We start from the raw sequence: 20717 nt of genomic DNA, 5'->3' as shown, positions 1-20717 counted from the left end.
CCCAAAAGCACCAGGCGTCAGCGACGCCGAGATTTCTCGCTCTCACCTGGCCTCGACCGGCGTCGAGACGCCGCGCCGTCCGTTGAGGTGTGCTGATGGGAACCGCCACGCTCGCCTGGAACCACGCCTCGGTCACGGACTTGCTTCGCCCGGCCGGCGCCAAGCAAATTCAACCCAGCGTTGGATCGAGGCTGATGGGTGACCAGGACCAGGGCGCCGGCTCGAACGCCGGACCCGCCGACGAAGAGCTGATGCTCGCCTTTCGCGAGGGCGACGCGGCGGCCTTCGAAGAGCTCGTCGCTCGTCACAAGCGCGGCCTCTACAACTTCTTGCTGCGCAGCGTCCACAACCCCTCGCGCGCTGAAGAGCTGCTGCAAGAGGTGTTCTTGCGGGTGATCCGAGCCAAGGATCGCTACCAGCGGACGGCTCGCTTCACGACCTGGGTCTACACCATCGCTCGCAACCTCTGTGTCGACGAGAGCCGGCGCCAGAAATTTCGCCGGACCGCGCCCCTCGAGGTCAAGCGTCGCGGTCGCGGGGGCGAAGGTGGGCTGAGCGTCCTCGACGTGACCGCCGCCGAGCAGGTCCCGACCGACGCCGCCTCCCAGGCCGACTCGATCCGCGCGCGCGTGGCCGCGGCGATCGAGACCCTGCCCGACGACCAGCGCGAGGTCTTCATCATGCGCCAGTTCGGCGGGCTGTCCTTCAAGCAGATCGGCGACGCCGTCGGCGCGCCGGAGAACACGGTCAAGAGCCGGATGCGCTACGCTCTGGAGAAGCTCCGCGGGGAGCTCAGCGACATCGACCCCCGCGAGCTCGCGCGCGCGCGGCCAAAGGCGAACCCCAAGAAGGCATCGGCAGGTGGCTGAATTCCAACCACGAGAGCTCGACGAGCTCGAGGACGCCCTCGAGCTGCTCGAAGATCTCGACGAGCTCGAGTCGCTCGAGCTCTCGCCGGCGCTGACCGGGCGCCTGTCCGAGTACCAAGACGTGCTCGCGCTGTGTCGTGAGGCCTTCCCCCAAGAGGAGCCCAGCGAGACCGCGCTCCTCGACGTGCTCGCCGAGGCCCGCGAGGTCAGCCGGCCGAGCCTCGGCGTCGAAGAGGGCGCCGTCGGTGAGGGTCCGTGGCGACGTTTTTGGGAGCGCTGGCGCGGGACCTTGCTGCCCGCAGCCGCCCTCGCCGGGACCGCGGCCGCGGTGCTGTGGATGCTGGAGCCGCAGCGCGAGTCGACCGACGACCTGCTCACCGAGGACGCCGCGAAGCTGGCCGACGCCGACGCCGACGCCGATGCCGATGGAGTCGAGGAGCGCCCCGCGAGCAAGGCCGAGGAGCGCTCCGCCGAGCCGGCGTCGAGCGCCGTCGAGCCCATCGGCGAGTCCGAGGGCGCCGCAGGATCGAAGGGCGAGGACGCGGGTGCGAGCGAAGCTGCCGCGGCCAGCGAGGACGACGCGAGCAGCGGCGCCGCGACGCTCGACAGCGACAGCGATGACGGTGGCGACGAGAAGGTCGAGGCCAAGGCCAACGAGCGCCGACCCTCGACCAAGTCCAAGGCGGTCGCCGAGCTCCCGGCCGAGCCGGCTCCCACGCCGCTGAGCAAGAACGAGGCCTGGGACCTGCTCACCGAGGCGGATCGAGCCCGGCTCTCCGGGCGCTGCACCCGGGCCAACGAGCTCTACAAACGGGTGATCTCGGCCAGCGCGATCAGCCAGGCGGTGGCGCAGGCCAAGGCGGGCGTCGGCCTGTGCCTCGAGCAGCAAGATCGCGACGCCGAGGCCCAGACTTGGTACGACGAGGCACGCGCCGACAACCCCGCGGTCCAGGCGTGGATCGACACGCAGCGCGACGAGCAGCCGCTCCCCAGCAAGTCGGGCAAGTCGAGGAGCAAGAAGAGCGCCGCGCCGGACCTCGAAGACGCGCTGTGATCCGCGTGGGCTGCGGCGTCGAGGATCGGCTACCGTCGACGGCGTCATGATCGTCGTCACCAACCGCATCCCCGTCGCCCAAGGCCATGAGATCGACTTCGAAGATCGCTTCCGCAAGCGCGTGCACCTCGTCGACAAGCACCCCGGCTTCGTGCGCAACGAGGTCCACCGCCCCAAGCCGATGCGCTTCGACCGAGAGCAGGGCAAGTGGCAGCCCGATGACGAGGCGCAGGGCTACTACGAGGTCAAGACCTGGTGGCGCAGCTTCGAGGACTTCGAGGCGTGGACGCGCAGCGAGTCCTTCGCCGAGGCCCACCGCAACCGCCCGCCCAAGGACATGTTCGCCGGCCCCAACGAGCTGGTGGTCCACGAGGTCTTCACCTCGACCGACCTCGAGCTCGAGGGCTGAGAGTCTCGAGTGGGCGCGGGCCGAGTTGCCCGATAGCCCAATGACCCAATAGACCAATGACCCAATAGCCCAATGACTCAATAGCGTGGGACCGCGGGGTCGACCTCGAGGGACCACGCGTCGATCCCCCCCGTGAGGTTGTAGACCTCGCGAAAGCCCTGATCCACGAAGTACTCCGCCGCCCTGCGGCTGCGCACGCCGTGGTGGCAAAAGAGCACCAGGGGCGTGTCCTTGGCCAGGGCCTCGACCGCCTCGAGGTGCTCGCTGTCGAGCAGGGTCGAGCCTGCGATGTCGGCCTGGGCGTGCTCTTGGGCGGTGCGCACGTCGAGCACGCGCAGCTTGGGATCGCTGGCCATGCGCGCCGCGAGCTCCTTGGCCGAGAGCTCGCGGACGCTCGCCGGGGCGTTGGGGTTCTCGATCTTGAAGCCCGCGCCCTGCTCGTTTTGCACGAAGTCGATGACCAGGCCGTTGGCCCGTCGCGCGCTGCGGCGGTCGAAGAGCAAGCTCAGGCCCTGGCTGGTCACCGCGACGTCGCCGGGGCGCCGCGGCCCGATAGCGAGGTCGTTGTGATAGCGGGCGTCGATGGTCAGGCGCAGCTCGTCTTCGGGCTCGACCTCGTCGCCGCTGAAGGCCGCACGGATCTGCTCGGCGGCGAGCTCGGTGATCGTCACCTCGGGCGAGGGCGGGGGCTGGTCGGCCACGCCCAGGGCCGCCGCGAGCTCGGCCTGCTCGTCGAGCTCGCGCAGGATGTCCGCGCCGCCGACGAACTCACCGTCGACGTAGAGCTGGGGGATCGTCGGCCACTCGGAGTAGCGCTTGATGGCCTCGCGCATGTCCGCGTCGGCGAGCACGTCGACGGTGGCGTAGTCGTCGAGCCACTCGTCGAGCAGCTCGACCACCGCGGCCGAGAAGCCGCACTGAGGAGCACGCCGATTACCCTTCATGAACAGCACGACCCGCTGCTCGCGGATCGAGGCCTCGATCTTCTCGCGCGTGGCCTGGTCGACTTCGCTGTGCTCGCTCATTGGCGGAGACCATAGCCTCGGCGCCAGGTGCCGTCGAGCGGCGCTGGTCCCGGGCGCGCCGATGGTCCATGCTCCAAAGGTGGCGCGGGCGAGCGACAGGAGCGAGGACGAGGGTGGCTCGGAGGCGTCGCGGGAGCTCGACATGGGCGACATGGGCGACATGGGCGAGGATCAGCGCGTCGAGCTCGACGGCGTCGCCGATGATCTGCTGCGCCCGGCCGCGCCTGTCCGCGTCGCGGCGATCGACGCCGAGCACATGCGCAACGCCGTGGCCGCGCGCCTGTTTGGTGCCGCGGCGGATCCGGTCCGCATCGGTCGCTACACGATCCTCGCCCGCCTCGGCGCCGGCGGCATGGGCGTGGTCTACTCGGCCTACGACACCCAGCTCGACCGCAAGATCGCGATCAAGCTGCTGCGCGGCGTCGACGAGGAGCAGGCCCACCACGCTCGCATGACCCGCGAGGCCCAGGCGCTGGCCAAGCTCTCGCACCCCAACGTGGTCCAGGTGTTCGAGTTCGACACCTTCCGCGGGCAGGTCTACGTCGCGATGGAGTTCGTCGAGGGCCAGACCCTGCGCGACTGGGAGCCCGAGGCGGAGGCCCGCGTCGCCGAGATCCTCGACATGTTCAGCCAGGCGGGGCGCGGGCTCGCGGCCGCTCACGCGGCGGGCCTGATCCACCGCGACTTCAAGCCCGACAACGCCCTGGTCGGCAAGGACGGCCGGGTCCGCGTGCTGGACTTTGGCCTGGCCCGCGGCATCGACGAGGAGGTCGACGCAGAGGCGGACACGCAAAAGCGCTCCGCGTCGAGCATGGCCAAGGGCAGCGCGAGCGCAGCGTCGAAGACCGAGGCCTCCGCGAGCGGCAAGGGCGTGCTCGACTCCACGGACTCGCTGAGCGCACCGTTGACGCGGACCGGGGCGATCCTCGGCACGCCGGCCTACATGGCGCCGGAGCAGCACCTCGGTCAGCGGGCCGACGCGCGCAGCGATCAATTCGCGTTTTGCGTCGCGCTCTGGGAGAAGCTCTACGGCCAGCGCCCCTACCTGGGCAAGACGCCGCGGGAGCTCGCCGGCGCGGTGGTCCGCGGTGACCTCAGCGAGCCCGAGAGCGCCGCCGTACCGCAGCATGTCCGGCGCGCCCTCGAGCGCGGCCTCGCCGTCGACGCTGGCGAGCGCTGGCCGAACATGGACAGCCTGCTCGCCGCCCTGGCCGACGACCCACGCAAGCGCCGGCGCCGGGTCGCGCTCGCCAGCGTCGGCGCGCTCGCGGTGGTCGCCGGGCTGGGCTGGGGCTTCGTGCGCAGCCAGGGCCCTGGCCCCTGCGAGGGGGGAGAGCGGGAGCTAGAGGGCGTCTGGGACGACGACACCCGCGCCAAGGTCGAGCGCTCGTTCCTGGCGACCAAGGCCCCCTACGCCGAGAACGCCTGGCAGGGCACGGCCCGCCTGCTCGACGACTACGCCGAGGACTGGGTCGACATGCACCGCGAGGTCTGCGAGGCCTCCGTGGTCCGCAAAGAAGAGAGCCCCGAGCTCGTCGGTCGCAAGATGGTCTGCCTCGGCCAGCGGCTCACGGAGCTCGAGCAGCTCACCGGCCTGCTCGTCGACGCCGACCCGGACGTCGTCTCGCGTGCCGTCGTCGCCGCGGGCAGCCTCAGCCGGATCGAGGCTTGCGCCAAGGCGGAGGCCCTGCTCGACAGCCCCGTCGACGACGCCCGCGTCGGCCAGCTCGAGCGTCTGCTCGCCAACGCCAACGGCCGCAAGGCCCTGGCCAAGTACGACGAGGGCCTGGAGATCGCCGAGAAAGCCCTCGCGCTCGCCCGGGAGATCGGCACCGCCCACGGCGAGGGCAGGGCCTTGCTCTTGCTCGGTGACCTCCAGACCAAGCGCCGTGACCTCGACGCCGCCAAGCAGACCCTGCGCGAGGCCCTGCGCCGGGCCGACGTCGCCGGCGACGACGCGACCCGGGTCCAGGCCCTGACCCAGCTCATGCGCGTCTCCTTTTTGGAGCACGATCTCGACACCGGAGAGATCCTCGCCGCCGACGCCCGCGCGGCCCTCGATCGCCTCGGCGACGCCCCCTTGCTCGAGGCCGACTTCGACCTTCACTACGGCTCGCTGGCCATGGCCCGCGGCGATAACCAAAGCGCCGGCGAGTATCACCGCCGCGCCCTCGAGATCCGCGAGGCCCAGCTGGGCGCGGACCACCCCGAGGTTGCGATCTCGCTGACCAACATCGCCAACGCCCTCACCGCGCAGGGCCAGCACGACAAGGCCGAGGCCCACGCGCGCCGTGCCCTCGAGATCTTCGAGGCCCAGCTGGGCGCGGATCATCCCTACACCGCCGCCTCCCACAACAACATCGGCAACAGCCTGCTCGAGCAAGGCCGCCACCTCGCCTGGACCGACCGCGCCCGCGCCCGCCCCTATTTTCGCCAGGCCGCGGATCACTACCAACAGGCCGTGCGCATCCGCGAGGCCAACCTCGGCTCCGATCACCCGAGCGTCGCGCTCAACCTCCACAACCTCGGTGAGGCCCAGCGCCTGCTCGGCGACGACGACGAGGCCGAGGCCACCTTCGCCCGCTCCCTCGAGATCAAGCGCGAGCACCTCGGCCCCGAGCACCCCAGCGTGACCATGACCATGACCGGCCTCGGCCGCGTCCGCCTCGCCCTGGGCAAGACCAAGAGCGCCCTCGATCTCCTCGAGCAGGCCGCGGCTGCTCGCAAGGGCCGCAAGGACTCGCCCGACGCCCAGGCCGAGACCGCCTTTGCCCTCGCCCAAGCCCTCATCGCCTCGACCGCCAAGGCTCCCGCCGCCGAGGCCGACGCCGCCCGGGAGCGAGCGCGAGGCCTCGCGGAGGAGGCCCGCGAGCACTACCGCGAGGCGGGTGACGCCTACCGAGGCGAGCGCGAAGAGGTCGAGGCTTGGATCGAGGCGCTTTGAGGTTCTCGACGACGGGGCAGGCGCAGGGGCCACCAGGGGACCCTTCGCGCTCAGACAGGTCGCTGACTGCGGGGATTGGTGGCGGGGTAGTGTAGAGGGCGAGAACCAGCCAGCTGATGACTCAGACAACCAAACCACGCCAGATTTTCAACACCGATGAGAAAGTCGTCATGGAATTTTTCTAATGAGCAAAGACGAAATCCTAAAAGCGCTCAGTGCTGAACAAGAGCAGCTAACTCCGGTCGAAATGGCCAACCTGCTGGACCGACTAACGGAAGGAGGGCTTGCGCAAGATACGCTCAATTTCTACTTCAAGCAGGCATTTCCATCGATTCCCCTGAGAACGATCATCGAATCTGGAGCCTGGAGTCGGGTCAGTGACGGGGGGCATGAGCGACGATGAGTTCAACTCGTTGCTGCAACCGTGGATAGGACCGAAGTGAGTAGTCGCTCGGTACACAGCGCCGCTCCTTGGCCGGCAGACACTACACGGGCCAAGGAACACGGTGGGCAAGGAGATGAGCGAAGGCCGACCAACGATCAAGTTGCAAGAGATCTCCCCATGCCTGCTCCCTCAGCGAGATGCCCCGCCTTTCGCTCCCCAAGCTCGTCGTCGCCTTCCTGACCCGTGACGCGAGGACGACCAGCCTCGACCTTCTCGCCCGCGTCTCGGTTCTCGAAGGCATCGCCGGCGTGAAGCCGGGCACCTGGATGCGCAACGTCGTGCCCGAGAAGGAGATCGTCGAGGTGTTTGGGCCGAGAGTGAAGGCGACCTGGTTGTCGCCGCGGGGCGTCCGCCTGGTGGTCTACACCTTTGTCTCGGTGGTGAAGCTCCAGGAGGTCCACGCCCGGACCCACCCGCTCAACCAGGCCGAGCACGACGACGGCGACGATGCGCAGGTCGAGGCGCCTGCTCGTCGGCACTGAGCCGAACTACTTCAAGCGGTCGCGCCAGTACCCGGGTCGGCGGCTCGTGTGGGCGACTGCGACGACGAGCCGTTCGTCCCGAATGACCGCTGTCACGACGAGGTAGCGGAAGCGCTTGACGACGAACTGGCGCACGTCGTGACGCTCGGCGAAGCCCGCGACTGGAGCGCCACTGCGTGGCCAGCGAGCACCTTGGGCAATCCGCTGTGTCACTTCATCGAAGAGCAACGCGCCGAACCCCTCGCGCTGCTCTTCGAGGTAGTCCACGGCCTCGTCGAGTTCGACGAGCGCTGCTGGATGGAGCCGCAACCGCATCAGTGCCGGGCCAGCGTCGCGCGGATCTTCGCCTCGACCTGCTCCCACTCGACCGGCTCGACCTCGCCTCGCTCCAACTGCCCGATGCGGTCCTCGATCTCGGCCTTCCACTCCGGTGAAAGCTCGGTCGGCTGTGGCTCGAAGCTGTCACTGAGCGCCGCCATCAACTCCAGGCGCTCGTCGTCCGGCAGCGCGAGCGCGTCCTCCAGGATCTTCTTCGCGGCGGCGGTCACCACAACCAGTCTACGCCACGGGACCGCGACCGACCACGCCGCTGTGCCTGGCCCAGAACGCCCGCAGAAGGGCGCTGAGGACCGCCTGTCTGCATTCGGCAGCAAGCGACGCCCGCGCCCTTCCGCTCCCCCTAAGCCGCAGAGGGGGGGAGGGCTCGGACCCCCAATCAGCCCCAAGGATCTGCCGAAGCCTCGGATCCTTCAAGTCCTCAGGTGCGCACACAAGCGGGGCGGAGATTTTCTCCCGAAGGAAGACGCGCACAAAAGGGCCAGCAGGGGACCCTTCCCGCGAGTTTCGCGTACACCGCCCTCCCTTCGGAGCAACACCCGCCCAAAAGGCAAACAACCGCCCACGCAACGAAGCATGAAGTCAGCGACCTGTCTGAGCGGGAAGGGTCCCTGCTGGCCCGTGCGCGTGCACCGACGTAGAGAACACCCCGCGCAAAAGAAAAAAACACCCCCCGAGAAAACCTACCCCGCAGCCTCATGGAGTTCGTAGATCCCCGAAACCCGCTCCAACAACTCCCCCGCATCAATCTTCAAATCCACCAACCTCCCCGACCCCAAGTCATAAACCCACCCATGCACCTTCGGCGACCCACCCTTCCGGTAGCGCTGATGAACAAAAGGCAGCTCCAACACATTGAGGCACTGCTCCTCGACGTTGAGCTCCACCAGTCGCCTGTAGCGAGCCTCCTCGTCCGCGATCGCGTCGAGCTGCGCCTGATGCAGGCGGTAGACGTCGCGAATGTTGCGCAGCCAGGGGTTGAGCACCCCGAGGTCATCCTTGCCCATCGCCGCCTCGACCCCGCCGCAGCCGTAGTGACCGCAGACCACCACGTGCTCTACCTCGAGGTGGCAGACCGCGTAGTTGATCACCGCGGTGACGTTGTCGTCGGCGTTGGGCACCAAGTTGGCCACGTTGCGGTGCACGAACACGTCGCCGACGTCGAGGCCCATCATCGTGCAGGCCGGGACGCGGCTATCGGCGCAGCCGATGTAAAGCACGCTCGGGCGCTGGCCCTTGGCGTGGGTTTTGAAGAACTCGGGGTCGGCGGCGGTGCGCTCGGCGGCCCATTTACGGTTGTTTTCGAGGATCTCGTCGAAAGCAGACATCGCTGGCGGCAGTGTAGTGAGCAGCCTGGCGGTGGCACGCGTTTGGCCGACAAAGTGGCCTTCGTGGCGTCGGAGCCCCGGGCTCCTAGAGCGGCGCAGCGCGCTCGTCGACGAAGCGCTCGCCGAGGCCCGATGAAACCAAGAGGCGATCGTCGGGTCCGATGATCACCGCCTCGAGCTGCGGCCGGGCCTCGACGAAGGCCAGGCCTTGCTCGGGCTTCATCACGCTCACGGCCGTGCAGTAGGCGTCGGCCGTGGTCGCGTCGGCGGCGATCAGGGTCACGCTCTTGGGGCTGTCGTCGGCGCGGATCGGCCAGCCGCTGCGCGGGTCCAGGATGTGGGTGTAGTGCACGCCCTCCCACACGAAGAAGCGCGCATAGTTACCCGAGGTGACCACGGCCTGATCGCTGGCGACGAGGTGACCCACGCGAGCGTTGGCCTGGCCGGGATCTTGAACACCCACGCGCCAGTCCTGGCTGCCCTTGCGCCCGCTGAGGTAGGTGTCGCCGCCGGCCTCGACGATGAAGTTTGCGAAGCCCCGCTCGGTCAGCAAGGCCGCCGCACGGTCGACGGCGTAGCCCTTGGCGATCGCCCCGAGCCCGACCTTCATGCCCGGGCGCGCGAGGGTGGCCGTGTGCGCGCTGGCGTCGACCTCGACCTTGGTCCAGTCGACCAGCGGCAGGCGCTCGGAGATCGCCGCGGTCGTCGGCGGCTTGGCCCCGGGCTCGAAGCGCCACAGCTGGCCCACGGCGTAGAAGCTGACGTCGAAGAGGCCCTCGGTGTCGGCCGAGACCTCGCGCGCGCGGGCGAGGATCTCGACGAGCTCCGGGGCGACCTCGAAGGGGCCCTGTCCGGCCCTGGCGTTGAGCTTGCTGAGGTCCGAGTCCGAGCGCCACTCCGAGGCGATGTCCTCGATGCGCGCCATCTCGGCGAAGGCGGCCTCGATCGCCCGCTTGGCCGCGAGCGCGTCGCCGCCTCCGACCCAGACGTTGACCGAGGTCCGGGTGCCCATGAGCTCGGCCTCGGCGAAGATCGTCCCGTCGTCGCGGACGAGGGCGCGGGCGTCCTCGTCGGTGAGCGGCTCGGCGTGGGGCTGGGGCTCCGCCTGGGCCTTGGTCGCCGCGCCCTCGTCGGAGGCCTTCGGGCCACAGGCGAGCGCGGCCACGAGCGAGCAGGCGACGAGGGCTCCGCGGTGGATCACGAGCGAGCGCGTCACGACTTGGGCTTGGGCGGTAGGGGAGGCGGCTTGCGCGACTCGAGCTTGGGCTCGAGATCCTCGAAGATCGCGTCGAGATCTTCGAGCTCCTCGGGCTCTTCGAGCTCCTCTGCGGCCAGGTCGACGCTGTCGATCTCCTCGAGATCGTCGTCGTCGTCGAGCATCGCGGCGAAGGGATCGCCGCCGCCCGGCGGGGTCGCGGTGGGCTGGAGCGCGCTGGCCTTGGCGGCGCGGGGAGGCTTGGGCGCCGGGCCAACGACGCTGTCGCCCGGCTTGCGCGGAGGCGGACCGACGACGCTGTCTCGGCGAGGAGCAAGGCCGACGCCGCTGTCTCCGGGCCTGCGCGGAGGCGGGCCGACGACGCTGTCGCGGCGAGGGGCAAGGCCGACGCCGCTGTCTCCGGGCCTGCGCGGAGGCGGGCCGACGACGCTGTCGCGGCGAGGGGCAGGGCCGACGCCGCTGTCTCCGGGCCTGCGCGGAGGCGGGCCGACGACGCTGTCTCGGCGCGGGGCAGGGCCGACGCCGCTGTCGCCGGGCTTGCGGGGCAGGCGGCTGGGGATCGGAGAGACGCCGCTGTCGCCGGGCTTGCGGGGCAGGCGGCCGGGGATTGGAGAGCTTCCGCTGTCGCCGGGCTTGCGGGGCAAGCGGCCGGGGATCGGCGAGCTGCCGCTGTCGCCGGGCTTGCGAGGCAGGCGGCCGGGGATCGGCGAGCTGCCGCTGTCTCCGGCGCGCTTGCTGATCAAGCGCACGCCGCTCTCGCTGGGCTCGAGCGCGCCACCCAAGGTCGCGGCCTTGCCCGTGGGCGTGGGCTTGCGCGGCGTCTTGGACTCGGACTCGGCGTCTTCGGCCGCGATCTCGGCCGCGATCACTTCCTCGGCCTCGAGTTCGTCGAGCAGGCCGGCGAAGGGGTCTTGCTGATCGTCGAGGGAGACGTCGTCGACGGGCGGGAGCTCGGCGATGATGCTGGCCTCTTCGCCGCTGAAGCTCGAGCCCGAGTCGGCGGAGGTCCGGCGCAGCGAGGCGGCCGAGTCGGCCGGCATGCCAGTGATCGAGCGCTCGGCGAGGGCGGGCTGGCTGTCACCGGCGTCGACCTGGTCTCGCTCGTCGCCCTCGTCGAAGTCCATCTCGATGTCGAGGTCGAACTCCTCGTCACCACCCTCGGTCTCGCCTCGCCAGATCCGCGAGAGCTGCGGGTAGCGAGACCAATAGGACGCCGAGAAGCTCGGGGCGCCGGGCTCGGGCACGCGCAGGCGCAAGACCCCGGCGATCACCGTGACCCCGAGGACGTGGCCCGCGTAGTAGGTGTCGATCGACTCCTTGAACCGCCAAAACAGCGCCTGGGGCTTCTCGGCGCGGCCGAGGATCGCCTTCCACAGGCGCAGGGGGCCGTGCTCGATGACCGGGGCGAACAGGAACTCTCGCCCGCTGCGGAAGAGCAGCTCGAAGCGCTCGTGCTCGAGCACGAAGTCTTCTTCGCTCAGGCCGAGCTCGTGCAGGCCCGAGACCAGCTGGTTGGTCTTGGGCCGGCGCCGGCGCAGCTGCTGGAGCGTGGACACCTGCTTGCGCATGCCCTCGTCGCGCAGCAGCTCCTCGAACAGGTCCTCGACCTCCTGCCACGAGCCGTGCAGGGGCATGGTCACCAGCACCTGCCCGCCGGGGCGAGTCACCCGCAAGAGCTCGGCGAGGGCGGCCTTCCAGTCGATGACCTGCTCGCCGAGCACGAGGTTGGCGATGCTGAGATCGTAGCTGTCGTCACCCATCTCGGTGACGTCGTCGAAGTCGCCGGCCTTGAAGTAGACGCGGCGCTTCCACTCGGGGCGGACCTTGGCCTTGGCGACCTGCATCAGCCAGGGGTCGCGGCCGAGGGCGACGACCCGGGCGTCGTCGCCGAGGCGCTGGAGCAGCTCGGCGGTGGTGTGGCCGGGGCCGCTGTGGATGTCGAGGGCGACGGTGCCCGGCTCGCTGGGCAGCTCGCGCATCATCAGGCGCGCGAAGCGGTCGTGCCAGATCGGGGCGACCTCGCGATCGATCACCCGAGCGAGCTTCTGCTCACGGACGCTGTTGCGAGGGCTCGCCACAGTCGATCGAGGAGTGCCTGGCGCCACTTAGAGCGTCGGGAAGCCGACGACGTCGAAGTGGTACTTGGTCTGGGCGTTCTGGTCGAAGGTCGAGTTTTCGACGGCGCAGGTCTCGTTGTCCGAGGAGGTGCAGTAGGCCATCTCGAAGGAGGCGACGAAGGGCCGGCGGGTGAACTTCTCGGACACCGCGGGGCCGGTGGCGATCATCTGGTGGGTCAGCCCGGTGTCGGTGCCCGAGGACGGCGAGAGCGAGATCTCCCAGCCGTCGATGGCGTCGAAGGGCGAGCAGGTCACGTCGTACTTGAAGCCGAAGCTGTTGCAGTCGGTCCCGGGGCAGTTGGGGTCGATGATGTCCCAGACGTGGCTGCCGTTGCCGAAGGCCAGGCTGTTGACGCCGTCGTAGGCGAAGATCGCGGGGGCGGCCTCGTCGGCGCTGTCGCCGTCCACGCTCAGGGCGATCTCGTGATAGGTGTCGAGCTCGTTGGTCACGCAGTAGGGGACGGCGATCGTGTAGTCGCTCTGCTCGACCTCGATCATCCACACCCAGGTGCCGTGGTAGTCGCTGTTGATCGTGCCCGAGTGCTGGCAGCTGTCTTCGTCGAAGCCGATGCCGGGGGCCGGGCGGCCGTTGCCGTCGCCGAGCGGGCAGGTGTCCGAGCCGCTGTCGGTGAAGGCGCGGCAGGTGATCTCGGACTCGTCGCCGCCCTCGAGCAGGGCGACCATGTCGGCCTTGGAGGTCTGGTAGGGGATGCAGCCGAGGGTCTCGAGGCTGACCGGGTTGGCGCTCAGGGCGTCGTTGACGATCAGCGGGCCGCAAGACGTGCTCGAGGACGAGCCGCGGCCGACGTCGAAGACCGAGATGTTGACGTCGGCGAAGGTCCCAGCCTCTTCGGGGACGCCGGAGATCAGGCCGTTGTTGTCGATGCTCAGGCCCGCGGGCAGGTTCTCCGCCTCCCACATCGAGTAGCTGCCGCTGCCGCCGCCGATCTCGACCTGGAACTCGTAGGTGGCTCCCACGGCGCCGGTGGGGAAGGTCTCGCAGTTGATCCCCGCCTCCGTGCCGCCGGGATCCGGGACCAGGCACACGCCGGTGTTGGGGTCGATCTCGAAGCAGTCGGGGGCGAGCTCGTCGCGGCTGCAGCCGGTGATCAGGAGGGCGATGGCCGGAACCGTCACGGCGAGGGCACGGACGCGAAGAGAGATATGCGCGGGCATGAGTGCAGTCTCCGGACCGAGGTCGCAAAAGTCGGACCTGGATCGCCGGCCAGTCTATCACGTGCCGCTCGCGCGACGCCAGAAGCCGGCGGTGTTCGCAAGCGCGTGAAATTCGGCGCAAAATCGCCTCGGTGAGCCGGGAGAGGGACCAATTTTGGTGGGCGCTGCTGGCCGCGGCGCTGCTCTCCCGCGGGCTGTGGGCCATCTGGGTGCACCCGGCCCAGGACTATCTCTACGCCGACATGGCCCACTATGTGTACCGAGCCCGGCAGCTCGTCGAGCTCGGGGTGGTGCCTGGAGACCGGTCCATGGCCTGGCAGGCGTGGGGGACCCACTGGCTCCTGGCGCTGCCCATGCTCGCGCTGGGGACCGGCGCGGCCGGGCTGTGGGCGGCCAACGGGATCTGGGCGGCGTGCTCGGCGGCCTCGGTCATGCTCGGCTTCGCGCTGGCCCGGCGCTGCCTGCCGGCGCGCTGGGGTCCGTGGCCGGCGCGGGTCGTCGGCCTGGCGCTGCTGGCCTGGATCCCCCTGCTCTCTCAGGGTGGGTACTTCCTCAGCGAGGTGCCTTTTTGCTGCGCGCTGCTGGCTGCGACCCTCGGTGTCGTGACCCTCGCCCAGGACGGGGAGGGGGCCGTTTCCGCGGGAGCCTGGGGGGCGGTGGCCTTCGCCTTGCGTCCTCAGGTGGCCGTCTTCTATCTGCTGCTGATCCCCGCTCACTGGCGCCTGTCCAGGCGCGAGGGCTGGCGCCTGGACAGGCGCCAGCGCCGAGCTTCCTCGCCGCGGCTGCGCTCGGGCGCAGCGCTGCGCCTGGGGATCCCGCTGGGCCTCGCCCTGCTCGTGTCCATGGCCCACTTTCGGATCTACACGGGGCGCTGGGGCGGCGTGGCCGAGAGCGCGACCGTCAACCTCACCGCCGGCCGCTGCCACAACGTGGAGACCCGGGCCTTTCGCTCCCAGGCGGCCATGGATCGAGGGCAGCGCGAGGGCTTCGAGGCGAGCATGGGCAGGCGGATCAGCCTCCCCGGCTTCCGGGCGCTGGCGCGGGCAGGCGAGGGGCACCCCCTGGCCCTGCGGCCCGCGCTGGGTAGTGAGCGCATCGACTACGTGGGCGAGGCTGGGGATCCGCAGATCCACCGCGCGCTTCGCCGGCGCTGCCTCGCGGCCACGGGGCTCGTCGGGCAGCTGCGCTACAGCCTGAGCAACGTCGCCCTGGCCTGGGTGATCGCCCGCCCGTGGCCGCAGAGCGCCGACCACCGCGCGCCCTGGATGCTGCCCGTGGCCCAGGTCGGCCGGCGGATCGCCGCCGGGCTGGCGCCGGTGGCCGTGCTCGCGATGCTGTGGGCGCTCGCGTCGCTGTGGCGCGGGCGCTCGCTCGCCCTGGGCATCGTCGCGCTGCAGCTGCTGGCGATGATCCTGGTCAGCGCGCTCTTCTTTGCCACGCCCAGGCTGCGCGCGCCCTACGATCCCTACGCGCTGATCTTGGTGGTCGCGGCCGTGGGCGCGCTCGTCGAGCGGCTGCGCTTGGGGACCGACCCGCGCCCGCGCTGCGAATGAAAAACGGCCGCCCTGCCAAAGCAGGCGCGGCCGCCTTTGTCGGGAGCAGAGCGCTCAGCGCAAGGACGCGGCCTTGGCCGTGTTCTCCCAGGTGAAGCCCTCGCGGCCAAAGTGACCGTAGGCCGCGGTCTTGGCGAAGACCGGCTTGAGCAGGTCGAGCTCCTCGATCAGCTTGCCCGGGCGCGCGTCGAAGTTCTCGCGCACGATGTGGGCGAGCTTGTCGTCGTCGACCTTGCCGGTGCCGAAGCTCTCGACGCGGATGCTGACGGGCTCGGCCACGCCGATGGCGTAGGCGAGCTGGACCTCGCAGCGATCACACAGCTCCGCGGCGACGAGCTGCTTGGCGATGAAGCGCGCGTAGTAGGCCGCGCTGCGGTCGACCTTGGACGGGTCCTTGCCCGAGAACGCGCCGCCGCCGTGGCGACCCATGCCGCCGTAGGTGTCGACGATGATCTTGCGCCCGGTCAGGCCGGCGTCGCCCATGGGGCCGCCGATGACGAAGCGGCCGGTGGGGTTGATGTGGTAGGTCGGGTTGCTCAGCAGCGCGGCGGGGATCACCGGCTTGATGACCTCGTCGATGATGAACTCGCGCAGGCGCTCTTGGCTGACGCTCTCGGAGTGCTGGGTCGAGATCACCACGGTGTCCACGGCCACGGGCTTGCCGTCCTCGTAGACCACCGAGACCTGGCTCTTGCCGTCGGGGCGCAGGAAGGTGCTCGCGTCCTGCTTGCGGACCGCGCTCAGCTGCTCGGTCAGCTTGTGCGAGAGGTGGATCGGCATGGGCATGAGCACGTCGGTCTCGCGGCAGGCGTAGCCGAACATCATGCCCTGGTCGCCGGCGCCCTGATCACCCTGGTCGCGGTCGACGCCCTGGTTGATGTCGGGGCTCTGGGCCTCGATGGCCACCATCACGCCGCAGGAGTTGCCGTCGAAGCCCATGTCGGAGCTGACGTAGCCGATCTCGGTGATGGTCTTGCGGACGATCTCTGGGATGTTGACGTAGGTCGAGGTCGTGATCTCGCCGGCGACCACGACGAAGCCGGTCTTCACCAGGGTCTCGCAGGCGACGCGACACTTGGGATCGTCGGCAATGATGGCGTCGAGGATCGCGTCGCTGACCTTGTCGCAGATCTTGTCGGGGTGACCTTCGGTGACGGACTCGCTGGTGAACAGGCTTCGGGTCATGAGTAGTTTCCTGGTACGGGGCCGGGCAAACGCACAGCCGGTCGGAACGGCGCGCAGGATAGGAACCAGGCCCCGCCCACGCAACCCGGCTCGGTGGCTGGCGATTCTGGGGACGCGAAGGCCGCTTCGACTCGGCCGACAGGCCCCGACGGGGGGCGCTCAGAGCAGCTCGAGTTCGAGGATGATCCCCGCGCTGGGGAAGTCCTCGGGGCGGGGGAGCTCCGTGAACAGCAATGGGCGCTCTCCGGCCTCTGCGAGGGTCGCGAGCGCTCCTGGGGAGCTCCACTCCAGCAGCGTCTCGACCGCGCCTTGCTCGGGGTCACTCGCGGGGGCGCAGGCCAGGGCGTCCTCGACCAGGCAGCTCGGGCCGCGCAGCGCGAGGCCGACGCGAGCATCGCTGGCGCGCACGCGCAGGCGCGCGTCGTCGGGGAGGCCCGCCGGCAAGAGCAAGCGATCCACGCGCTCGGGGCGGCGCCATCCGGCGCAGGCGTGTTCGTGGGCGTCGGTGTGGACCGCGTCGGGGGAGAGCGCGACGACGAGGGGGCCCTCGCCGAGGCCGGGCAAGCTCAGCTCTCCGGGCGCGGCGCAGCTGTCGGCGGGAGGGCGCACGCAGCGAAGCTCCCCCGTCCCCTCCTCGCCGCTGTCGCTGTCGCTGTCACCATCACCATCACCGGCGAGCTGGCAGACCGTCCCGTCCTCGCAGCGTCCATAGGTCGCCCCGCAGCGCTCGCCCTCGGCGAGGACCGTGCGGACCTCGAGGACGAGCTCGAAGTCCAGCGGGTCCGCGAGCTCGGGCGTCTCGGGGGCTTCGCTGGCGAGGCCGGGGTCGTCGGCTCGGGCGCCGACCACCACCAGCAGGTCGCGGTCGGGGCCGAGGTCCTCCACGGTGATCGGCAGGCCCTGGGCACAGGCGAGCAGGCGCTCGGGGTCTTCGGACTCGGCCACGCAGCCCGGCGCGAGCACACCCAGGCGCGGCTCGAAGCCCTCGGCGCTCACGCTCAGGTGCAGGTCGACGCGGCTGGGGATGCGCGCGCGCACGAAGATGCTCGGGCCATCGAGGCCGCAGCTCGAGGCGATGCCGGCGGGGTCGCTGGTCGCACCGCGGAGGCTCGCGCCGAGTCGCCCGGGGGCCTCGACGGCGAAGGGGGTGTCTTCACACAGATCCCCAGGCAGGAGCTCGCCGGTGTCCCCGGTGTCCTGGGTCTCGCCCGCGCCCTCGCTGCTCGAGCCCGCCTCGTCCGCCTGGTCGTCGGCAGGGCTGTCCCCAGCGCAGGCCGAGGCGCAGGCCAGCGCCAGACCGGCAGACAGCCGGAGGAGGACTGACCGGAGGACCATGCCCTCGCAGGTTAGCGCCGCAGCGCGGTCGCCTCAATATGGCCCTATGGCGCGCGCGCACCTCTATGTACCCTATCGGCCATGACCGACGCAGCGCACGCCTCGCACAAGATCCTCCGCCTCGAGGTGCGAGGAGGGTTTTGGGACGGGCTCGAGATGGACTTCGCCGCCGGGCTCAACTGCATCATCGGCGCGCGCGGGACCGGCAAGACCACGATCCTCGAGCTGTGCCGCCACTGCCTCGGGCAGGCCCCGATCGACGACCCGCAGCGCGAGCAGCAGCTCACCAAGCTGATCAAGGCCAACCTCGATCGCGGCACCGTCGAGGTCGTGATCGAGACCCGCGACGGCATGATCTACCGCGTCCACCGCGGCGCGACCGGGGATGAGCCGGAGGTCAGCGACCAGCGCGGCTCGCCGGTCGAGATCTCGCTGCACCGCGGTCAGGTGTTCGCCGCGGACTTCTATAGCCAGCACCAGATCGAGGACATTGCGATCAGCCCCCGGGCGCAGCTGGCGATCATCGACCAGTTCATCACCGACGAGATCGCCGAGATCGAGCCCGAGCGCCGGGCCCTGGCCTCGGACCTCGAGAAGAACAGCGCCGACATCCACCGCCTGCGCCAGGCCATCGCCGACCGCGAGGAGGCCCTGGCGGAGATCCCCGAGCTCAAAAAGCGGCTCGAGGCCCTCGACGTCGGCGGCGAGCAGGCCGACGACATCAACCGCGAGGTCGCGCTCAAGGGCAGCCGCGACCAGGAGAAGCGGACGATCAAGCGCGCCGACGAGACCCTGGCCGCGAGCCTCGACAAGCTCGAGGACCTCACGCGCACGGTCAAGAGCTTCGGCCGGCTGGTCGAGCGCTCCGAGGGCGAGAACGCCAAGCTCTTCGAGCGCCTCCAGCTCGTGCTCGAGCAGGCCGGCAACGACGTCGCCGGGCAGCTGGGCTCGGCGCGCAAGCTGATCGAGGAGACCCGGGCCAGCGTCGAGGACCTCGAGCGCGAACTCGGCGAGGCCCACGCCGGTCAGGAGCAGCGCTACGCCGAGCTGCTCCAAAAGCACCAGGACGCCCAGGCTCAGGCCCGCGAGGGCGCGCGGCTCCAGGCCCGGCTCAACGAGCTGCTCGAGCAAAAGCGCCAGGTCGAGCGCCGCCGCCAGGAGCTCAACGAGCTGACCAAGCAGCGCGGCAACCTGCTCGACCAGCTCTCGGAGCTCCACGACCGCGTGTTCGCCCTGCGCCAGCGCACCGCCCGGGAGATCTCCGCGCGCCTCGAGCCCGACATCCGCGTGGGCATCACCCAGTTCGGTGAGCGGGTCGACTACGCAGACTGCCTGCGCGACGCCCTCAAGGGCCAGGGCCGCCACTACAACGCCCTGGTCTCGCGCATCGAGCAGAACCTCCCGCCCCGCGAGCTCGTCCGCCTGCTCGAGCGCAGCGCCGTGTCCGAGCTGGCCACCGCCCTCGAGATCCGCGACGAGCAGGCCGACTGGCTGATCGACCGCATGCGCGCCGCCGAGGACGGCAAGCTGCTCCTCGACCTCGAGGCCCTCCAGCTCGAGGACCGGCCCAAGATCGAGCTGTGCGACGGCGGCACCTACAAGGACGCCTCGACCCTGAGCACCGGGCAAAAGTGCACGACGATCCTGCCGATCTTGCTGCTCGACAGCGACCGCCCGCTGCTCATCGACCAGCCCGAGGACAACCTCGACAACGCCTTCATCTACGAGACGGTGGTCCGCAACATCGGCGCCGTGAAGGCCAAGCGCCAGCTGATCTTCGTGACCCACAACCCCAACATCCCGGTGCTCGGAGACGCCGACGCCGTGTTCGTGACCGAGTCCGACGGGCAGCACGGCAAGCTGCGGACCAACGGTGACGTCGACAAGCTCAAGCTCGAGATCGAGCAGATCCTCGAGGGCGGGGCCGAGGCCTTCCTCGAGCGCAAGCGGAGGTACGGGTACTGATGGCTGGTCGACGCGGCAAGGCGCGCGGGAGCAAGCAGGCGGCGGCTGCTCCGGCGGCGAGCACTCCAACTGGGGCAGGGGCTGGGACAGGCGCGAGCACGGATGAGCACGATGAGCTCGATGCGCTCGACCTGGGCGAGGACGAGGTCCTGGCGGGCATCCGCGCCAAGTCGTGGACCAAGCGCGTCGAGGTCATCGAGGGCATGATCGAGGAGCTGCGCGCGCGGCCCTCGGGCCTCGAGCTGCGCCTGCTCGTCGAGCGCCTGCTCGCCCTGAGCGAGGACGACAAGTGGGAGGTCCGCCGGGCCGTGGCCCAGGGCCTGGTGCACGTCGAGCACCCGCTCTTCGAGAAGATCGCCGGGCGCCTCGAGGCCGACGCCAACCAGTACGTGGCCCAGGCCGCGCGCAGCTTCGCCGACCGCCGGCGCGAGCTCGACCGCGAGTACAAGCGCAAGACCGACGAGATCGACGTGGTCGCCAACGAGCTCGCCAAGCTCCGCGAGCAGCACGGCGAGGCCGTGGCCGCGGCCGCGAGCAAGCTCGCGGATCACCAGTTCAAGCTGCTGACCAACGAGATCACCCACGAGATGCGGACCGTGGTCGCCGGGCTGCTCGACGCCCTCAACAAGCTCCAGGCCAGCTTGGACAGCAGCCGCACGGCCAAGAAGCTCTACGAGCGCAACCTCGGCATCGCCCTGGATCGCGGGCGCTTCCTCAAGCTGATGCTCGAAGACACCAAGAAGTTCGTCGACGATCCGCACTACGACTCCGAGGACATCGAGCTCGGCGAGCTCGCCGAGAAGATCATCGGCCTGGTCGAGGACGCCCTCGACGTGCCCGCCAAGGTCAAGCTCGAGGTCGAGCTCGAGACCCGCCCCGGGACCAAGCTCCACGCCCCGCGCAGCCGGCTGATCCAGGCGCTCTCGAGCCTGGTCAAGAACGCCGTCGAGGCCTGCGAGGACGAGGGCAAGGTGACGATCCGCAGCAGCATCCCGCGGCGCGGATGGATCGCCGTGGACATCGTCGACTCGGGCTACGGCATGGCACCCGAGGAGATCCACCGCGCCTTGCTGCCGATGGTCTCGACCAAGAAGGACGACCAGCACACCGGCGTGGGTCTGCCCCTGGCCCGCAAGATCATCGAGCGCGAGTGCCGCGGAGAATTCGTGATCGAGAGCGAGCCCGAGCAAGGCACCACCGTTCGCTGCGTGCTCCCGGCCGCGACGGAGTGAGGCGGAGCGCTCGCCTCTCACGGGGACCCCTGTCGACCTCGACACC

General features: G+C 70.0%; 18 protein-coding genes. 9 read left to right on the top strand and 9 right to left on the bottom strand.

The genetic code is table 11. The features are described from left to right. The first annotated feature begins 95 nt into the window (after positions 1 to 95). The 3 genes from G6O69_RS09755 to G6O69_RS09745 are packed head-to-tail and all read left to right on the top strand — an operon-like array spanning position 96 to position 2332. Positions 96 to 869, top strand: a complete 774-nt coding sequence (locus tag G6O69_RS09755; protein ID WP_255215752.1) for an RNA polymerase sigma factor — start codon at positions 96 to 98, stop codon at positions 867 to 869. Continuing rightward, complete coding sequence (locus G6O69_RS09750) at positions 862 to 1923, top strand: hypothetical protein (protein ID WP_172303245.1); 1062 nt, start codon at positions 862 to 864, stop codon at positions 1921 to 1923. The genes G6O69_RS09755 and G6O69_RS09750 overlap by 8 nt, the downstream gene beginning before the upstream one ends. A gap of 46 nt (positions 1924 to 1969) precedes the next feature. Next, entirely contained in the window at positions 1970 to 2332 is a 363-nt protein-coding gene (locus tag G6O69_RS09745) for an antibiotic biosynthesis monooxygenase (RefSeq protein WP_172303244.1), read from the top strand. 77 nt (positions 2333 to 2409) lie between these two features. Here G6O69_RS09745 and grxD read toward each other — a convergent pair whose 3' ends face one another. Further along, the gene (gene grxD, locus G6O69_RS09740) at positions 2410 to 3357 is read right to left on the bottom strand and encodes a Grx4 family monothiol glutaredoxin (RefSeq protein ID WP_172303243.1); all 948 of its coding nucleotides are present in this window, start codon (positions 3355 to 3357) and stop codon (positions 2410 to 2412) included. Between grxD and G6O69_RS09735 the strand changes: the two genes are divergently transcribed. The 3 genes from G6O69_RS09735 to G6O69_RS09725 all read left to right on the top strand — a co-directional run bounded on the left by G6O69_RS09735 (position 3275) and on the right by G6O69_RS09725 (position 7228). Next, entirely contained in the window at positions 3275 to 6301 is a 3027-nt protein-coding gene (locus G6O69_RS09735; protein WP_176396742.1) for a serine/threonine-protein kinase, read from the top strand. The two genes, grxD and G6O69_RS09735, sit on opposite strands and share 83 nt — an antisense overlap. Before the next feature lie 184 nt (positions 6302 to 6485). After that, complete coding sequence (locus G6O69_RS09730; protein ID WP_172303241.1) at positions 6486 to 6704, top strand: hypothetical protein; 219 nt, start codon at positions 6486 to 6488, stop codon at positions 6702 to 6704. A 179-nt stretch (positions 6705 to 6883) separates the two neighbouring features. Next, positions 6884 to 7228: a hypothetical protein gene (locus G6O69_RS09725; protein WP_172303240.1), complete on the top strand. Its 345-nt coding sequence runs from the start codon at positions 6884 to 6886 to the stop codon at positions 7226 to 7228. A gap of 6 nt (positions 7229 to 7234) precedes the next feature. On the opposite strand, the gene G6O69_RS09720 is transcribed toward G6O69_RS09725, so the two are convergent. The 6 genes from G6O69_RS09720 to G6O69_RS09695 form a co-directional block, all read right to left on the bottom strand. Beyond that, positions 7235 to 7543, bottom strand: coding sequence for a type II toxin-antitoxin system RelE/ParE family toxin (locus G6O69_RS09720; RefSeq protein ID WP_172303239.1), 309 nt, complete (start codon positions 7541 to 7543; stop codon positions 7235 to 7237). After that, on the bottom strand, positions 7543 to 7776 hold the full coding sequence (locus tag G6O69_RS09715) for an addiction module protein (RefSeq protein ID WP_172303238.1): 234 nt from the start codon (positions 7774 to 7776) through the stop codon (positions 7543 to 7545). Before G6O69_RS09715 ends, G6O69_RS09720 begins: the two co-directional genes overlap by 1 nt. 471 nt (positions 7777 to 8247) lie before the next feature. Beyond that, positions 8248 to 8892 (bottom strand): carbonic anhydrase, encoded by a 645-nt coding sequence (locus tag G6O69_RS09710; protein WP_172303237.1) that lies wholly within the window; start codon positions 8890 to 8892, stop codon positions 8248 to 8250. Between the two features lie 85 nt (positions 8893 to 8977). Then, positions 8978 to 10108 carry an FAD:protein FMN transferase gene (locus G6O69_RS09705; RefSeq protein ID WP_172303236.1) on the bottom strand — a complete coding sequence of 377 codons (1131 nt, stop codon included), beginning with the start codon at positions 10106 to 10108 and terminating at the stop codon, positions 8978 to 8980. Then, positions 10105 to 12186 carry a class I SAM-dependent methyltransferase gene (locus G6O69_RS09700; RefSeq protein WP_176396741.1) on the bottom strand — a complete coding sequence of 694 codons (2082 nt, stop codon included), beginning with the start codon at positions 12184 to 12186 and terminating at the stop codon, positions 10105 to 10107. Before G6O69_RS09700 ends, G6O69_RS09705 begins: the two co-directional genes overlap by 4 nt. Before the next feature lie 27 nt (positions 12187 to 12213). Continuing rightward, positions 12214 to 13401 carry a putative Ig domain-containing protein gene (locus G6O69_RS09695; RefSeq protein WP_172303234.1) on the bottom strand — a complete coding sequence of 396 codons (1188 nt, stop codon included), beginning with the start codon at positions 13399 to 13401 and terminating at the stop codon, positions 12214 to 12216. Between the two features lie 131 nt (positions 13402 to 13532). Between G6O69_RS09695 and G6O69_RS09690 the strand changes: the two genes are divergently transcribed. Continuing rightward, positions 13533 to 14954, top strand: coding sequence for a hypothetical protein (locus tag G6O69_RS09690; protein ID WP_172303233.1), 1422 nt, complete (start codon positions 13533 to 13535; stop codon positions 14952 to 14954). Between the two features lie 54 nt (positions 14955 to 15008). Here G6O69_RS09690 and metK read toward each other — a convergent pair whose 3' ends face one another. Together metK and G6O69_RS09680 are read right to left on the bottom strand one after the other, a co-directional pair. Then, positions 15009 to 16139 (bottom strand): methionine adenosyltransferase, encoded by a 1131-nt coding sequence (gene metK, locus G6O69_RS09685; protein ID WP_172303232.1) that lies wholly within the window; start codon positions 16137 to 16139, stop codon positions 15009 to 15011. Between the two features lie 159 nt (positions 16140 to 16298). Continuing rightward, positions 16299 to 17474 (bottom strand): hypothetical protein, encoded by a 1176-nt coding sequence (locus G6O69_RS09680; protein WP_172303231.1) that lies wholly within the window; start codon positions 17472 to 17474, stop codon positions 16299 to 16301. A gap of 81 nt (positions 17475 to 17555) precedes the next feature. On the opposite strand from G6O69_RS09680, the gene G6O69_RS09675 reads away from it, so the two are divergent. Both G6O69_RS09675 and G6O69_RS09670 read left to right on the top strand, forming a co-directional pair. Further along, positions 17556 to 19439: an AAA family ATPase gene (locus G6O69_RS09675; protein ID WP_172303230.1), complete on the top strand. Its 1884-nt coding sequence runs from the start codon at positions 17556 to 17558 to the stop codon at positions 19437 to 19439. Further along, positions 19439 to 20671, top strand: a complete 1233-nt coding sequence (locus G6O69_RS09670; protein WP_172303229.1) for a sensor histidine kinase — start codon at positions 19439 to 19441, stop codon at positions 20669 to 20671. The genes G6O69_RS09675 and G6O69_RS09670 overlap by 1 nt, the downstream gene beginning before the upstream one ends. Positions 20672 to 20717: the final 46 nt, after the last annotated feature.

The organism is Pseudenhygromyxa sp. WMMC2535, from assembly GCF_011083025.2.
Note: the sequence above shows the minus strand (reverse complement) of the source record. Positions and strands in the feature narration are given on the sequence as shown.

What these genes read in the sequence shown, in the direction of transcription:
- metK (WP_172303232.1), bottom strand. Translation starts at nt 16,139, where the DNA reads ATGACCCGAAGCCTGTTCACCAGCGAGTCCGTCACCGAAGGTCACCCC.
- G6O69_RS09755 (WP_255215752.1), top strand. Translation starts at nt 96, where the DNA reads ATGGGAACCGCCACGCTCGCCTGGAACCACGCCTCGGTCACGGACTTG.
- grxD (WP_172303243.1), bottom strand. Translation starts at nt 3,357, where the DNA reads ATGAGCGAGCACAGCGAAGTCGACCAGGCCACGCGCGAGAAGATCGAG.
- G6O69_RS09695 (WP_172303234.1), bottom strand. Translation starts at nt 13,401, where the DNA reads ATGCCCGCGCATATCTCTCTTCGCGTCCGTGCCCTCGCCGTGACGGTT.
- G6O69_RS09730 (WP_172303241.1), top strand. Translation starts at nt 6,486, where the DNA reads ATGAGCAAAGACGAAATCCTAAAAGCGCTCAGTGCTGAACAAGAGCAG.
- G6O69_RS09735 (WP_176396742.1), top strand. Translation starts at nt 3,275, where the DNA reads ATGAACAGCACGACCCGCTGCTCGCGGATCGAGGCCTCGATCTTCTCG.
- G6O69_RS09720 (WP_172303239.1), bottom strand. Translation starts at nt 7,543, where the DNA reads ATGCGGTTGCGGCTCCATCCAGCAGCGCTCGTCGAACTCGACGAGGCC.
- G6O69_RS09680 (WP_172303231.1), bottom strand. Translation starts at nt 17,474, where the DNA reads ATGGTCCTCCGGTCAGTCCTCCTCCGGCTGTCTGCCGGTCTGGCGCTG.
- G6O69_RS09710 (WP_172303237.1), bottom strand. Translation starts at nt 8,892, where the DNA reads ATGTCTGCTTTCGACGAGATCCTCGAAAACAACCGTAAATGGGCCGCC.
- G6O69_RS09725 (WP_172303240.1), top strand. Translation starts at nt 6,884, where the DNA reads ATGCCCCGCCTTTCGCTCCCCAAGCTCGTCGTCGCCTTCCTGACCCGT.
- G6O69_RS09745 (WP_172303244.1), top strand. Translation starts at nt 1,970, where the DNA reads ATGATCGTCGTCACCAACCGCATCCCCGTCGCCCAAGGCCATGAGATC.
- G6O69_RS09675 (WP_172303230.1), top strand. Translation starts at nt 17,556, where the DNA reads ATGACCGACGCAGCGCACGCCTCGCACAAGATCCTCCGCCTCGAGGTG.
- G6O69_RS09670 (WP_172303229.1), top strand. Translation starts at nt 19,439, where the DNA reads ATGGCTGGTCGACGCGGCAAGGCGCGCGGGAGCAAGCAGGCGGCGGCT.